Source organism: Vibrio sp. SCSIO 43155, from assembly GCF_023716605.1.
GTDB lineage: Bacteria > Pseudomonadota > Gammaproteobacteria > Enterobacterales > Vibrionaceae > Vibrio > Vibrio harveyi.
On the sequence record NZ_CP071852.1, the window covers coordinates 2684324 to 2697212 of the forward strand.

Annotated in this window: 14 protein-coding genes; 7 read left to right on the forward strand and 7 right to left on the reverse strand. The window is 45.1% G+C overall.

Annotated features, from left to right (window positions below; translation table 11 throughout):
- The 4 genes from frr to rpsB all read right to left on the reverse strand — a co-directional run bounded on the left by frr (position 1) and on the right by rpsB (position 3245).
- Positions 1–558 carry a ribosome recycling factor gene (frr, locus tag J4N44_RS12830; RefSeq protein ID WP_005446175.1) on the reverse strand — a complete coding sequence of 186 codons (558 nt, stop codon included), beginning with the start codon at positions 556–558 and terminating at the stop codon, positions 1–3.
- 95 nt (positions 559–653) lie between these two features.
- Positions 654–1385 carry a UMP kinase gene (gene pyrH / locus J4N44_RS12835; RefSeq protein WP_005446177.1) on the reverse strand — a complete coding sequence of 244 codons (732 nt, stop codon included), beginning with the start codon at positions 1383–1385 and terminating at the stop codon, positions 654–656.
- A gap of 154 nt (positions 1386–1539) precedes the next feature.
- Positions 1540–2385 carry a translation elongation factor Ts gene (gene tsf / locus J4N44_RS12840; RefSeq protein ID WP_005446179.1) on the reverse strand — a complete coding sequence of 282 codons (846 nt, stop codon included), beginning with the start codon at positions 2383–2385 and terminating at the stop codon, positions 1540–1542.
- Positions 2386–2516: 131 nt separating this feature from the next.
- The gene (gene rpsB, locus J4N44_RS12845) at positions 2517–3245 is read right to left on the reverse strand and encodes a 30S ribosomal protein S2 (RefSeq protein ID WP_005446181.1); all 729 of its coding nucleotides are present in this window, start codon (positions 3243–3245) and stop codon (positions 2517–2519) included.
- A 397-nt stretch (positions 3246–3642) separates the two neighbouring features.
- Between rpsB and map the strand changes: the two genes are divergently transcribed.
- The 3 genes from map to J4N44_RS12860 all read left to right on the forward strand — a co-directional run bounded on the left by map (position 3643) and on the right by J4N44_RS12860 (position 7785).
- On the forward strand, positions 3643–4521 hold the full coding sequence (map, locus tag J4N44_RS12850) for a type I methionyl aminopeptidase (protein WP_005446183.1): 879 nt from the start codon (positions 3643–3645) through the stop codon (positions 4519–4521).
- 99 nt (positions 4522–4620) lie between these two features.
- Positions 4621–7245 (forward strand): bifunctional uridylyltransferase/uridylyl-removing protein GlnD, encoded by a 2625-nt coding sequence (glnD, locus tag J4N44_RS12855; RefSeq protein WP_009701987.1) that lies wholly within the window; start codon positions 4621–4623, stop codon positions 7243–7245.
- A 156-nt stretch (positions 7246–7401) separates the two neighbouring features.
- Positions 7402–7785, forward strand: a complete 384-nt coding sequence (locus J4N44_RS12860) for a DUF3461 family protein (protein ID WP_005436760.1) — start codon at positions 7402–7404, stop codon at positions 7783–7785.
- 347 nt (positions 7786–8132) lie between these two features.
- Here the strand turns inward: J4N44_RS12860 and truC are convergent, their stop codons facing one another.
- Together truC and J4N44_RS12870 are read right to left on the reverse strand one after the other, a co-directional pair.
- On the reverse strand, positions 8133–8900 hold the full coding sequence (gene truC / locus J4N44_RS12865) for a tRNA pseudouridine(65) synthase TruC (protein ID WP_009701984.1): 768 nt from the start codon (positions 8898–8900) through the stop codon (positions 8133–8135).
- A gap of 5 nt (positions 8901–8905) precedes the next feature.
- Positions 8906–9220 carry a YqcC family protein gene (locus tag J4N44_RS12870; RefSeq protein WP_009698643.1) on the reverse strand — a complete coding sequence of 105 codons (315 nt, stop codon included), beginning with the start codon at positions 9218–9220 and terminating at the stop codon, positions 8906–8908.
- 76 nt (positions 9221–9296) lie between these two features.
- On the opposite strand from J4N44_RS12870, the gene J4N44_RS12875 reads away from it, so the two are divergent.
- Both J4N44_RS12875 and J4N44_RS12880 read left to right on the forward strand, forming a co-directional pair.
- Positions 9297–10334, forward strand: coding sequence for a DUF3549 family protein (locus J4N44_RS12875; protein WP_005446188.1), 1038 nt, complete (start codon positions 9297–9299; stop codon positions 10332–10334).
- A 13-nt stretch (positions 10335–10347) separates the two neighbouring features.
- Entirely contained in the window at positions 10348–10647 is a 300-nt protein-coding gene (locus J4N44_RS12880) for a DUF3301 domain-containing protein (RefSeq protein ID WP_005446190.1), read from the forward strand.
- Here J4N44_RS12880 and J4N44_RS12885 read toward each other — a convergent pair.
- Complete coding sequence (locus J4N44_RS12885) at positions 10607–11092, reverse strand: GNAT family N-acetyltransferase (protein ID WP_005446192.1); 486 nt, start codon at positions 11090–11092, stop codon at positions 10607–10609. The genes J4N44_RS12880 and J4N44_RS12885 overlap by 41 nt on opposite strands.
- 906 nt (positions 11093–11998) lie before the next feature.
- On the opposite strand from J4N44_RS12885, the gene J4N44_RS12890 reads away from it, so the two are divergent.
- Positions 11999–12292, forward strand: a complete 294-nt coding sequence (locus J4N44_RS12890; RefSeq protein WP_005446195.1) for a hypothetical protein — start codon at positions 11999–12001, stop codon at positions 12290–12292.
- Positions 12289–12738, forward strand: a complete 450-nt coding sequence (locus J4N44_RS12895) for a YaiI/YqxD family protein (protein ID WP_005446198.1) — start codon at positions 12289–12291, stop codon at positions 12736–12738. The genes J4N44_RS12890 and J4N44_RS12895 overlap by 4 nt, the downstream gene beginning before the upstream one ends.
- Positions 12739–12889 lie beyond the last annotated feature (151 nt).

Consider the following 12889-nt stretch of genomic DNA (forward strand, 5'->3'; position numbering starts at 1 on the left):
TTAAACTTCCATCAACTCTTTTTCTTTTGCAGCAAGAACTTCGTCGATCTTCTTAACTGCAACGTCTGTCAGTTTTTGGATCTCGTCTTGTGCTTTGCGATCTTCGTCTTCAGAGATTTCTTTATCTTTTAGAAGACCTTTTAGGTCGCTGTTTGCGTCACGACGGATGTTACGAACTGCAACACGTGCGCCTTCAGCTTCACCACGAACGATCTTAACTAGGTCTTTACGACGCTCTTCTGTTAGCGGTGGAAGTGGAACACGGATGATTGTGCCAGCAGACATTGGGTTTAGACCAAGATCTGACATCATGATTGCTTTCTCAACTTTTTGAGTAAGCTCTTTGTCGAAAACTGTGATTGCTAGAGTACGAGCGTCTTCAGCAACAACGTTTGCTACTTGGTTAAGAGGAGTAGCAGCACCGTAGTACTCTACAGAGATACCAGATAGTAGGCTTGGGTGCGCGCGGCCAGTACGAACTTTAGAAAGGTTGTTCTTTAGCGCTTCAACGCTTTTGTCCATGCGCTCTTGCGCGTCTTTATTGATTTCGTTAATCACGGTTTCACCTTAAAAATGTCATCTTTCCTGAAGAAAGCCTAAAAGGGTTGAGCAAAGCGAAACGCCATCCAACCTAGCGTGGGTGGCGTTTAGGATTATGCGTCAGCGTTGATCAGCGTGCCTTCAGCTTCACCCATAACCACGCGACGTAGTGCGCCTGGCTTGTTCATGTTAAATACACGGATTGGCATTTTGTGGTCACGAGCTAGAGTGAACGCTGCCAAGTCCATTACTTTCAGCTCTTTATCCAGAACTTCTGCGTAAGATAGCTTATCATACAGCTCTGCGTCTGGGTTTGCTACTGGGTCTGCAGTAAATACGCCATCAACTTTCGTTGCTTTTAGAACTACGTCAGCTTCAATTTCGATACCACGTAGACACGCCGCTGAATCTGTTGTGAAGAATGGGTTACCAGTACCTGCAGAGAAGATTACCACTCGGCCTTGACGAAGTTCGCGGATAGCGTCTGCCCAATTGTAGTCGTCACACACACCTTTTAGAGGAATTGCAGACATTACACGAGCGTTTACGTATGCACGGTGAAGTGCGTCACGCATTGCCAAACCGTTCATTACCGTTGCAAGCATACCCATGTGGTCGCCTACTACGCGGTTCATACCAGCTTCCGCAAGACCAGCGCCACGGAACAGGTTACCACCACCGATTACCACACCAACTTGAACACCCAGTTCAACCAGCTCTTTAACCTCTTGAGCCATACGGTCAAGAACCGCTGGGTCAATACCGAAACCTTCTTCGCCTTGAAGAGCTTCACCACTCAGTTTTAATAGAATACGTTGATATGCTGGTTTAGGGTTCGTAGTCATGGAGTTTACCTTCCAAAAGAGAGTTGTCGATTAACAGTCATGAATAGACACAAGTTTGCTGATGACTATTCATCACGGCTAATTTTTTGCCGCTCTTTTCGTAAAAAGACCGCAGCCAAGGCCACGGTCTAATCTTTGCACAAATCTCTAAGGATTAACCTTTTTGAGCTAGTGCTACTTCTTCAGCGAAGCTCATTTCAGCCGCTTTCTCGATACCTTCACCTACTTCTAGACGAACGAAAGTCGATACTGATGCACCTTTCTCTTTTAGCATTTCGCCAACAGATTTCTTAGGTTCCATGATGAAAGCTTGACCAGTTAGAGAGATTTCGCCAGTGAATTTCTTCATGCGGCCGATAACCATTTTCTCAGCGATCTCTTGTGGCTTGCCTTCGTTCATAGCGATTTCAACTTGAACTTCTTTCTCTTTAGCAACTACGTCAGCTGGAACGTCTTCTGGGTTAACGAACTCTGGCTTAGAAGCAGCAACGTGCATTGCAACGTGCTTAAGAGTTTCTGCGTCGCCTTCACCAGCAACAACAACACCGATTTTCTCACCGTGACGGTAAGAAGCGATAGCAGTACCTTCTACGTATGCAACGCGACGGATATTGATGTTTTCGCCGATTTTAGCAACTAGAGCTACGCGCTCTTCTTCGAACTTAGCAACTAGCTCTTCAGCAGTAGCTTTAGTCGCTAGAGCGTCAAGTGCTACTTTGTCTGCGAATGCAGTGAAGTTACCGTCTTTAGCAACGAAGTCAGTTTGGCAGTTAACTTCAAGAAGAACAGCAACGCCGTTTTCTTCTTTGATGATGATTGCGCCTTCAGCTGCAACGTTACCAGCTTTTTTAGCTGCTTTCGCTGCGCCTGATTTACGCATGTTTTCAATTGCTAGTTCGATGTCAGCGTTTGCTTCTACAAGCGCTTTCTTACATTCCATCATGCCAGCGCCAGTGCGCTCGCGAAGTTCTTTAACTAGAGCAGCAGTTACAGTTGCCATTCTCTATTCCTCGTTTGATTCGAAATAAGGTAAAAAACAGGGGCCTACATTGTCGGCCCCCATTGCTAACTATAACTCAGTCTATGCTACAACAAGGTTTCACATAGACTAAGTGTGACACAGAGCCGCTATTATTCAGCTTCTACGAAACCGTCTTTTTCAGCAACTGCTGCAACGTCTTTGTTGCGACCTTCAGTTACTGCAGATGCAGCAGCGTTTAGGTATAGTTGAACTGCGCGGATCGCGTCGTCGTTACCTGGGATGATGTAGTCAACGCCGTCTGGGTTAGAGTTAGTATCTACCACAGCGTATACTGGAATACCTAGGTTGTTAGCTTCTTTAATTGCAATGTGCTCGTGATCAGCGTCGATTACGAATAGAGCGTCTGGTAGACCGCCCATATCTTTGATACCACCAAGAGATTTCTCTAGCTTCTCCATTTCACGAGTGCGCATTAGAGCTTCTTTCTTAGTTAGCTTGTCGAAAGTACCGTCTTGAGACTGTGCTTCGAAATCTTTTAGACGCTTGATAGACTGACGAACTGTTTTGTAGTTCGTTAGCATGCCGCCCAACCAACGGTTGTTTACGTAGTATTGGTTGCTTGCGATTGCAGCTTCTTTAACAGCTTCAGATGCAGCGCGCTTAGTACCTACGAAAAGAACTTTACCTTTTTTCTCGCCAATTTTAGCAAGCTCAGCTAGAGCTTCATTGAACATTGGTACAGTTTTTTCTAGGTTGATGATGTGAACGCGGTTACGAGCACCAAAGATGAATGGCTTCATTTTTGGGTTCCAGTAACGAGTTTGGTGACCGAAGTGAACACCAGCTTTCAGCATATCGCGCATTGATACAGTTGCCATTTTAAAATCCTCTATGGGGTTAGGCCTCCACATCCCCCATAATTCCGACCAAGCTTCTGCTCAGCACCCCGGAACATGTGACGGAATGTGTGTGATTTAAAGATAAAAAGTTAATCGGAAGAAGCCTGCTTCGCCACTTCTCTAACGAAAAGTAAAGAGAACAGTCCTCGATTCCGGCGCGCTTTATACCATATTTTAGCCCAACATGGCTAGTAAAAATTGTTTCTTACCATTCTAATTTACCTATCACAGTCCCCCCTACTCTCTCTTTAATTACATAACTAAACTACAAGTAAGAATGACTCATATTCTTAACTGGCTTGGGTTAGCCACTCGATATCTGATAGAATGCGCGCATTCGCACGTTTGCGTGCTTACGAATAAGTAGAGAAAGCCAATGTCAATCAAGATTAAAACTGCTGAAGAAATCGAACGCATGCGCATTGCGGGCAAGCTAGCCGCAGAAGTTCTAGAAATGATCGAACCGCACATCAAAGCAGGTGTGACAACAGAAGAGCTAAACCAAATCTGTCACGATTACGCTCTAGAGAGAGGCGCTTACTCTGCACCGCTTGATTACCATGGATTCCCTAAATCAATCTGTACGTCGATCAACCACATCGTTTGTCACGGTATACCGGCAACCCAAGATGAAAAGGGTGCTAACGGTCAAATGAAACCTGCGGTCCTAAAAGACGGTGACATCATCAACGTCGATATCACAGTGATTGTTCCAAACGATGAAAACGCAGACCTAAGCGTTCGTCCACAAGGCTACCACGGTGATACGTCTAAGATGTTCCTAGTTGGTGATGTTTCACCAGCAAACAAGCGTCTATGTATGGTTGCACAAGAGTCACTTTACATCGGTATGCGTCAAGTTAAGCCTGGTGCAACTGTTGGTGACATCGGTACTGCAATCGAGAAGTACATTAAAGAAAACAACAAGAACAACCCACGTAACAAGTTCTCTATTGTTAAGGACTTCTGTGGTCACGGCATCGGTGATGAGTTCCACGAAGAGCCACAAGTGGTTCACTACAAGAACAAAGACCGCCGTGTACTAAAAGAAGGCATGTGCTTTACGATTGAACCAATGATCAACGCGGGTAAATTTGGCTGTACTGTTGACGCGCAAGACGATTGGACAGTTTACACCGGCGATGGTAAAAACTCAGCGCAGTGGGAACACACTATCGTGGTAACTAAAGAAGGTTGTGAAGTGCTTACACTTCGTAGCGACGATACCATTCCACGAATGATGAAAAACGTTTAATCGCCCATCACTTTCCCTATCCCCGCTCATGCGGGGATATTTTTTATCTGCTTCAAATTTGTTAGATTGCTAATAGTTTAGCTTGCACGGATAGCAAATATGACCCTTCAGTCTCCTCTTACGTTTACCGATGAACAAATCAATATCGGAGAACTTAAGCAAGAACTTGAAAAATTCAGTTCATACCAAAAAGAAGAATTTCTACAGCACCACCCTGTGACCAACCTTGTTTTGTCACGAGCCGAGTACATGGACTTACTCCTCAATCGTTTGTGGCAACACTTTGGTTTTAAAGATATCCATAATATTTCTCTGGTCGCGGTAGGTGGTTATGGTCGTGGTGAATTGCACCCCCTTTCCGACATCGACATTTTGATTCTGTCGAACAACAAACTGCCTAATGCACTGGAAGCCAAAATCAGTGAGTTCATTACGCTACTGTGGGATTTACGCCTTGAAGTAGGTCATGCGGTTCGTACTGTCGAGGAGTGTGCTGAAATTGGGCGTTCAGATTTAACTGTCGCCACCAATTTACAAGAAGCTCGTTTGCTCTGTGGCAGTGAAGACACCTTCCAAGCGCTGAAGAAAGTGGTGCTATCTGATTCTTTCTGGCCAAGCGAGACCTTTTATCGAGCCAAAATTCAAGAACAGCGCGAACGCCATGCTCGGTACCATGACACGACCTACAATCTTGAACCAGACATCAAATCCACACCAGGTGGTCTACGTGACATTCATACATTAAGTTGGGTGGCACGCCGTCACTTCGGCGCGACTTCATTGTTGGAGATGAGCCGCTACGGATTCTTAACAGATGCCGAATACCGTGAGTTGGTTGAATGTCAGGATTTCCTGTGGCGCGTGCGTTTTGCGCTGCATATTGAACTACGACGTTACGACAACCGTTTGACCTTTGCCCACCAAGCGCAGGTCGCGGAGCACCTTGGCTATGTGGGTGAAGGTAATCGCGGCGTCGAAATGATGATGAAAGAGTTCTACCGTACCCTTCGACGTGTGGCAGAGCTCAATAAGATGCTACTCAAGCTGTTCGATCAAGCCATCATCAATGGTGGTGCAACAGAAGATGCAGAAATCATTGATGAAGACTTCCAACGTCGTGGCGCCTTAATTGAGGCACGTAAGCCCGCTTTGTTCCAAGCTCGCCCAGAGACGATTCTGGATATGTTTCTGCATATTGCCAATGATTCAAGCATCGAAGGGGTTAGCCCACCAACATTGCGTCAGTTGCGTACTGCGCGTCGTCGATTGAATAAATTCTTACACACCATGCCAGAAGCGCGTGAAAAGTTTATGGCATTGTGTCGCCACCCGAACGCCCTGCATAAAGCGTTCAGTCTGATGCACAAACTTGGTGTCCTCGCGGCATACCTTCCACAATGGAGCCAAATTGTCGGTCAGATGCAGTTCGACCTATTCCATGTGTATACCGTAGATGAGCACAGTATTCGCCTGCTCAAACACATTAATACCTTCAGCTACGCAGAGAACCACAGTAAGCATCCGATTTGCTGTGAGGTTTACCCTCGCATTCAAAAGAAAGAGCTGCTTATCCTAGCCGCGATTTTCCATGATATTGGCAAAGGCAGAGGTGGTGACCATTCGGTGATAGGCGAAGGTGAAGCGTACGACTTCTGTATTGAACACGGCTTGTCTAAACCAGAGGCGAAATTAGTAAGCTGGCTGGTAAGGCATCACCTATTAATGTCGGTGACTGCACAACGCCGTGATATTTACGATCCAGATGTGATCACAGAATTCGCCAAGCAAGTACGTGATGAAGAGTACCTTGAGTATCTTGTTTGTCTAACGGTAGCTGATATCTGCGCAACTAACCCAGAGCTTTGGAATAGTTGGAAACGCACCTTGCTCGCGGAATTGTTCTATTCCACCCAACGTGCACTGCGTCGCGGCTTAGAAAATCCCGTCGATGTGCGTGAACGTATTCGCCATAATCAACAAATGGCGTCTGCCCTACTACGTAAAGAGGGCTTCTCGGCACGAGAAATTGAGGTGCTGTGGCAGCGCTTTAAAGCTGATTACTTCTTGCGTCACACCCATAAGCAAATTGCGTGGCATTGCGAGAATTTGCTGCGTATGGAAGACCCAGCAAAGCCACTGGTACTTATCAGTAAAAAAGCGACACGAGGTGGTACCGAAGTATTCGTTTACAGCCCTGACCAGCCCGCGTTGTTTGCTACCGTTGTTGCTGAGTTAGACCGTCGTAACTTCAACGTGCACGACGCACAAATCATGACCAGTAAAGATGGCTATGTACTCGATACTTTTATGGTACTTGACCAACATGGCAAAGCGATTGAAGAAGGTCGCCACGGAGCCGTTACTAAGCACATTACTCATGTATTGGAAGATGGTCGCCCAACCAAGATCAAAACACGTCGCACACCAAATAAACTTCAGCATTTTAATGTAAAAACCAAAGTCGACTTCCTGCCAACCAAGAGTAAGAAACGCACTTTGATGGAGTTTGTCGCTCTAGATACTCCGGGGCTTCTGGCCAAAGTTGGTCGTACATTTGCTGACTTGGGAATTAACCTCCACGCTGCGAAAATCACTACCATTGGTGAACGAGCAGAAGACTTGTTCATTCTAACCAGTGAAGCGGGTGGTAGGCTAAGCGAGGAACAGCAAGCAGAGCTGCGTGAGAAGTTGATTGAGAACTTGTCTGAGCCAGTCTCAGCTTAAGAGAAACCTTCCTTTCATCAATAACTAACGTGGGCAAGAACGATAGCGATCTTGCCCACAAGTTGAGCAATTTGGCTAAATATCAGCTATCTAGCTCATTAATGGGCTGCTACAGTTATACGGAAACTAATTCTAGTTATTAGATAGAGGTAGCCTATGTATCCACACCTCACTGGTTTGGGCATCCATGACCCGAAACAGATTGAACGTTACTCCCTGCGACAAGAAGCACACAAAGACGTCCTAAAGATCTACTTTCACAAACAGAAAGGCGAGTTCTTCGCGAAAAGTGTTAAGTTCAAATACCCGCGCCAAGTTAAAAATGTACTGGTCGACAGCGGCAGTCACAAGTACAAAGAGGTCACGGAGATCAACCGCAACCTGACGCTTGTGATCGATGAGCTGAACAAGATAACCAAGCCTGTGAAAGTGGCTGAAGTGGATGTGAAAGAGAAGATACTTTCTGATCTTCGTCATCTAGAAAAGGTGGTTTCAAGCAAGATCGCCGAGATCGAAGCGGATCTGGAAAAACTCAAGTAGCCCGCTCAATTCCTCAAGAATAAAAAAGGGGGGTGATACATATACCCAAGTGACTTCAAGATGCAGGATTCAGAGTGTTGTCATTGATTCGAGAGCAAGGAAAACAATGCAGTGTAATAGCCAGCTCTTTCCAAGTTGTTTGACGCAGCAATCGGGTCAATGACACGCTCCCAAAGGGCGAGCTGCCTTGGCTTGTATACTTTGTTGCCGATTCTTGATTTAGACCCACTAAACCTTTAAATCGCCGCCGCGTCTACAAACCAAGTCAGTCTCGCTGAACCTAGCATCTTGAGGTTACTTGGGTATATACCACCCCTCCTATCTTTCGACTTAATAAAGATAGCCGTTTATCTTACCAACGATTCATCCCATGCAAATCGAGCAAACAACTGCTGCCAAGTCTCATCGATATTGGCTTTCATCACGATTTCTTCATCAGTGAACGGATGCACAAAGCGCAGCACTGATGCATGCAACAATAAGCGATGGGAATCAAATTCCGTGCGATAAAGTTTGTTGTGTTTACCGTCACCATGCGTCGTATCCCCAACAATTGGATGACGCAGGTGCGCCATGTGGCGACGCAATTGATGCTTACGCCCTGTCTTTGGCTTCATCTCCATCAAACAGTAGCGTGTAGTTGGAAACTTACCCGTAGAGTATGGCACTTCCACTTTCGCTAACGGTTTGTATGCCGTTACGGCGTCTTGCGCTTCTTTCTCTTGTGAAGCGAACTTATCAGCGATCTTATCAAGCTCAACTTTCAAGGCGTAATCAAGAACACCTTCTTCTTCAATCCAGCCTCGAACAATTGCATGATAGGTTTTCTCCATTTTATGCTCAGCAAACATAGGCATCACTTGCGATGCGACTTCACTGGATAAAGCAAAAACCAGTACACCTGAAGTTGGGCGGTCCAACCGGTGCAATGGAAAAACATGCTGACCAATTTGATCGCGCAATGTTTGCATCACGAACTGAGTTTCGTGCTTATCCAACCAACTTCGGTGTACCAACATACCCGCAGGTTTATTAACCGCGACAAAATACTCGTCCTGATAAACGATCTCTAGTACCACTGGCTCAACCGATGGTGATGTTTCTTGTTCTGACATTGAGGTTACTTACATAGTTCGTCGATGGTTCGAATGGTTACCAGTAGCTCGGCGTAATGCGGCTCTTGTTTCCATACTTCTGCAAAATACGGCTCGATAGAAAAGCCTCGAGGTAAAGGTTGATTATCTTCAACTAACGCACGCATACGGGCAATAAAGATCCATTGTAACCACTCATGTGGATGCAGCGTGTCAATCGCGAAAGGTTCTGTACTCTGTAGCGCTTCTGCAGAGGGCATAGTTTGTTGCCACAACTCATGATGCTGCAGTTGTGCCTCAAGTTGTTGAAGTAAGTCGACCAATTGGATGTTTGTTGCCATTAATTCCGTCTCGAACCTTGAATTAGCCAAGAATGATACCATTTCTTGTGAAAAGAACATTAGGATGTCGTATTTAATGGAAAACATTCAAACCCTCACTCAGTTGCTAAGCAACAGTCAGTGTGAGTATCAAATCTTCGACCTTGGTCGTCGTATCAAGACCATCGAGCCACAAGTATTTGCTGACGTGGAAAAAGGTCAATGCCCATACCCATTCCCAATGCAGAGAAAAGCACACTTGGCGATCGCATACTGGAATGAGCAAAAGCAACCTTGGATTTGGTTCTTAAAGTTCGAGCTGGATGAGCGAGGTCTGCTAAAGCAAGCGGATATCGGCAACTTCATTAAATACGTCGTAGAAGCGATGGGTACTCGCCTAAGTGAAGAAATGACAGAAGAGCAGCAACAAAAGCTCTCTAACAACCCATACACCTTCAAACCCGCAGAAGAAAAGATGGCAGTCTTCCATAGCCAAGTTCGCGCAAACTTGGACTTACCCACCAGCCAATACTACGAGCATACTCAGCACTACTTTACGGGCGGTTTAGGCTGGGAAAACTGGCAAACAGTTGGTCTGCAAGGTATTACTGATATGGCGGCTCGTCTGGGTAAAGAACAAAATGCCGTGACTTTGCGTAAAGCCCTTAACTACTTACCCAATGAACCACTATACGCCCTACTTGGTGCGTTAGAGCATGTTGATTTGCAAGAACGTTTGGCTAAGCGCATTGCAGAGAAAGCGCAGCAAGAGATCGAAAGTAACGAGCCCGATCTGTTCTTACTCTCAGCTTTAATCCGCTCTCTAGCAGGCGCACCAACCGAGATTTCCTTGCCAATCTTGAAGGCAATTTTACAAAGCCCACGCTTAAGCCACCAAGAAGTACTAATCGGTATTGCAGGTCGTACGTGGCACCTACTGGCTGATGCTAGCATTGCTGAACAATTTTTATTGCGCCTCGCACAAACTGGTAATCAGGCTTTATTTAATCAGCTATTTGCCGATTTAGTTATGCTGCCAGAGCTAAGAATGGTATTGCTGCCTTTGCTGCACTCTAGCCCATCGGAAGAGCTAGCGACTGCATTGGTGAAACTGCAGCAAGCAACAAAGGGATAATGAAGGATTAGGGATGATCGGTGACCTATTAGCCATTTTAGGACTGTGCTTTTTCTGCTTTTTGTTTTGGCAACAACGACGTCAATCAGAGTTGGCAAAAGCGGCGATTACGCGTAAATGTGAGCAGTTAGATCTTCAACTGGTAAGTATCGCTTTTGGTGCCCATAAACTGAAAACGCCAGACGGAATCTGGCGTTGGCATACAGTGTATCAATTTGAGTTTTCATCTCTTGGTGATGATTGCTACCAAGGTGAATTGACGATGATCGGGTTTAGGCCGCTGAACTTTCACCTACCGCCACATCGCTTGTAAATTCCATTTCAAAGTAAGGGCCGTAAAGGTCCTTACTCTCTCTCGTCTTTATAAATCCTAGTTTTTCCAGTACTGCCATGGATGCTTTGTGATGGCTATTCACATTTGCTTTGACTTTGTGTAGCCCAAGCTCACGGCATGCTTTCGGGAAAAACGCCTTTAGCGCTTCTGTCGCTAACCCTTTACCCCAATAAGCTTTATCAAAGATAAACCCTAGCTCAGGTTCATGATCTAGGTTTGAAATGAACACGTGTCCCATATAATCACGGCTGGTACTTTCAAGCACCGCCATACTGTGGACATTCTCATCATCCAGAATCTTCTCAAACAGTTGTTTGGCAGAAGACACCGTATGAGGTCCATTCATCTCTGCGCGATTTTTAGCACAGCAATTCAACATCACGAACTCTAGTTGCAACGACTCATTGTAGGGTAGAAGAAGCATTCTTCTGGTTACTATGGTCACATCTGTTCCTTGATTACAGCAAACTTAATTTATCCACATAACAAAAGTTCAATAGCTTTGAACATGTTATGCGGCACATAACGCCTTTTTGAGAAGCCGAAAGTTAAACCAACTGATTGGAAAGGATATTGATCTGGATTGTTTTTTATTCAGTGTTATGAGGAATTTATAAATAATGTGATATTGCCACTTTCAATCATCCCAAAATATGAAAGGGCTTAAATAAGAAAGACCCCGACACAAGCGTATCGGGGTCATAGTCTTACTCGCAGCAGTCCGGCTACTAATTAGTGCTCCATGCATCATCCATAATAGTGGCTGATTCCGTCAGCTTAGTCCTTACGTCGCCGTCCTAGCGGTGTCCTTATCATCCTGATAGCTAACATTCCCCGTTAGCGCACATCACTTGTTCCTTGAGCGGTGTCCCTTGCATCATCCTGATGCTGTCCCTACCTCAATCCTATGAGGGGTCCATTGTCTATCCTTAGTCATCAACATCCTATTGATGATTGTGTCCTTACAATGTCCTACGCTCCTTGCTTGATCATTCATCCTGAATAACCAAATCGTCTTCCTGACGATAACCAAATCCTTGGTGCTTTCCTGTTCCATGTCTGCTTCCTGCCGACAAGGTTTAATTTACGCTTTTCCCTTTAAATCACAATCTACCCTAGAAAATCTTTTGGCAAAAAACTTAGTTAAAAACATGTTAAAACCAAATTTTTCAATAGCTTAGATTAAATATTTTCTATTTAACTGATGACGAAATCGTTTTCTCTCACAACCACTGTGAGAGATCTCGCACAAGGCTCTGCCGAAATTGCTATTCGCTAAAATCGACCGTGCAAAGTATGATGATAGAAGTCATTTTAGTATGGATAAATTATGTTAACTCAAGACGTCACTAAAGAGCTGGAAGCCGTGATGGAGCAACTGCAACAGCAGGGTAAAGAACCCACTGTGGCTCTGGTAAAAGCTCGCATGAAAACACCTGTGCCTATGCCAGCACTGATTGCGACTATTAAAAGTTGGAAGAGCGCAAACCGCATTCCGAAAGTTGAAGTCGCGGTCCAAAAACCAAAAGAAGAGAATCGCATTGCTGCACTTGAAGAGACAGTAGCCAAATTGACTGCTCGTGTTGAAGAACTCGAAGCGAAATTGAGTGAGAAAACGTCATGAAATTATGGGTAGATGCGGATGCCTGTCCGAAAGTTATTCGCGAAACAATCGTACGCGCGGCTGAACGTACTGGTGTTGAATGTACATTTGTGGCAAACCATGTAGTGCCAGTACCCAAGCGTGCCAATATTCACTCTTTGCAAGTACCGGCGGGCTTTGATATTGCCGACAATGAAATCGTTCGTCGTGTAGAAGCCAATGACTTAGTGATTACCTCTGATATTCCATTGGCAGACGAAGTGATCAGCAAAGGAGCTCAAGCATTAAGTTCACGAGGCGAGTTATATACTAAAGACACCATCAAAGCGCGTTTGAACATTCGTGATTTTATGGACACCATGCGCTCAAGCGGTATTCAAACAGGCGGTCCTGCGGCTCTATCTCAAACTGAACGCAGAGAGTTTGCTAACCATTTGGATCGTATTTTAGCCAAATTTAAGAAGTAAAACTCTCACCTTTTAAATTGAGCCAGTTGATCAACACCTGGCTCATTAGTGAATATTTTGTACTCAGTCTTGCATACAAAGCGTGTTATCGCTCCCATTCGCATTGTCTCACTTATTTTTTTAACCTTTTCGATATAGACCCAATATGCAA

Excerpts from the sequence above, each read along its gene's own strand:
- pyrH (WP_005446177.1), bottom strand. The coding sequence starts at position 1,385 with ATGACTACGAACCCTAAACCAGCATATCAACGTATTCTATTAAAACTG.
- tsf (WP_005446179.1), bottom strand. The coding sequence starts at position 2,385 with ATGGCAACTGTAACTGCTGCTCTAGTTAAAGAACTTCGCGAGCGCACT.
- rpsB (WP_005446181.1), bottom strand. The coding sequence starts at position 3,245 with ATGGCAACTGTATCAATGCGCGATATGCTGAAAGCTGGTGTTCACTTC.
- map (WP_005446183.1), top strand. The coding sequence starts at position 3,643 with ATGTCAATCAAGATTAAAACTGCTGAAGAAATCGAACGCATGCGCATT.
- glnD (WP_009701987.1), top strand. The coding sequence starts at position 4,621 with ATGACCCTTCAGTCTCCTCTTACGTTTACCGATGAACAAATCAATATC.
- J4N44_RS12860 (WP_005436760.1), top strand. The coding sequence starts at position 7,402 with ATGTATCCACACCTCACTGGTTTGGGCATCCATGACCCGAAACAGATT.
- truC (WP_009701984.1), bottom strand. The coding sequence starts at position 8,900 with ATGTCAGAACAAGAAACATCACCATCGGTTGAGCCAGTGGTACTAGAG.
- J4N44_RS12870 (WP_009698643.1), bottom strand. The coding sequence starts at position 9,220 with ATGGCAACAAACATCCAATTGGTCGACTTACTTCAACAACTTGAGGCA.
- J4N44_RS12875 (WP_005446188.1), top strand. The coding sequence starts at position 9,297 with ATGGAAAACATTCAAACCCTCACTCAGTTGCTAAGCAACAGTCAGTGT.
- J4N44_RS12880 (WP_005446190.1), top strand. The coding sequence starts at position 10,348 with ATGATCGGTGACCTATTAGCCATTTTAGGACTGTGCTTTTTCTGCTTT.
- J4N44_RS12885 (WP_005446192.1), bottom strand. The coding sequence starts at position 11,092 with ATGCTTCTTCTACCCTACAATGAGTCGTTGCAACTAGAGTTCGTGATG.
- J4N44_RS12890 (WP_005446195.1), top strand. The coding sequence starts at position 11,999 with ATGTTAACTCAAGACGTCACTAAAGAGCTGGAAGCCGTGATGGAGCAA.
- J4N44_RS12895 (WP_005446198.1), top strand. The coding sequence starts at position 12,289 with ATGAAATTATGGGTAGATGCGGATGCCTGTCCGAAAGTTATTCGCGAA.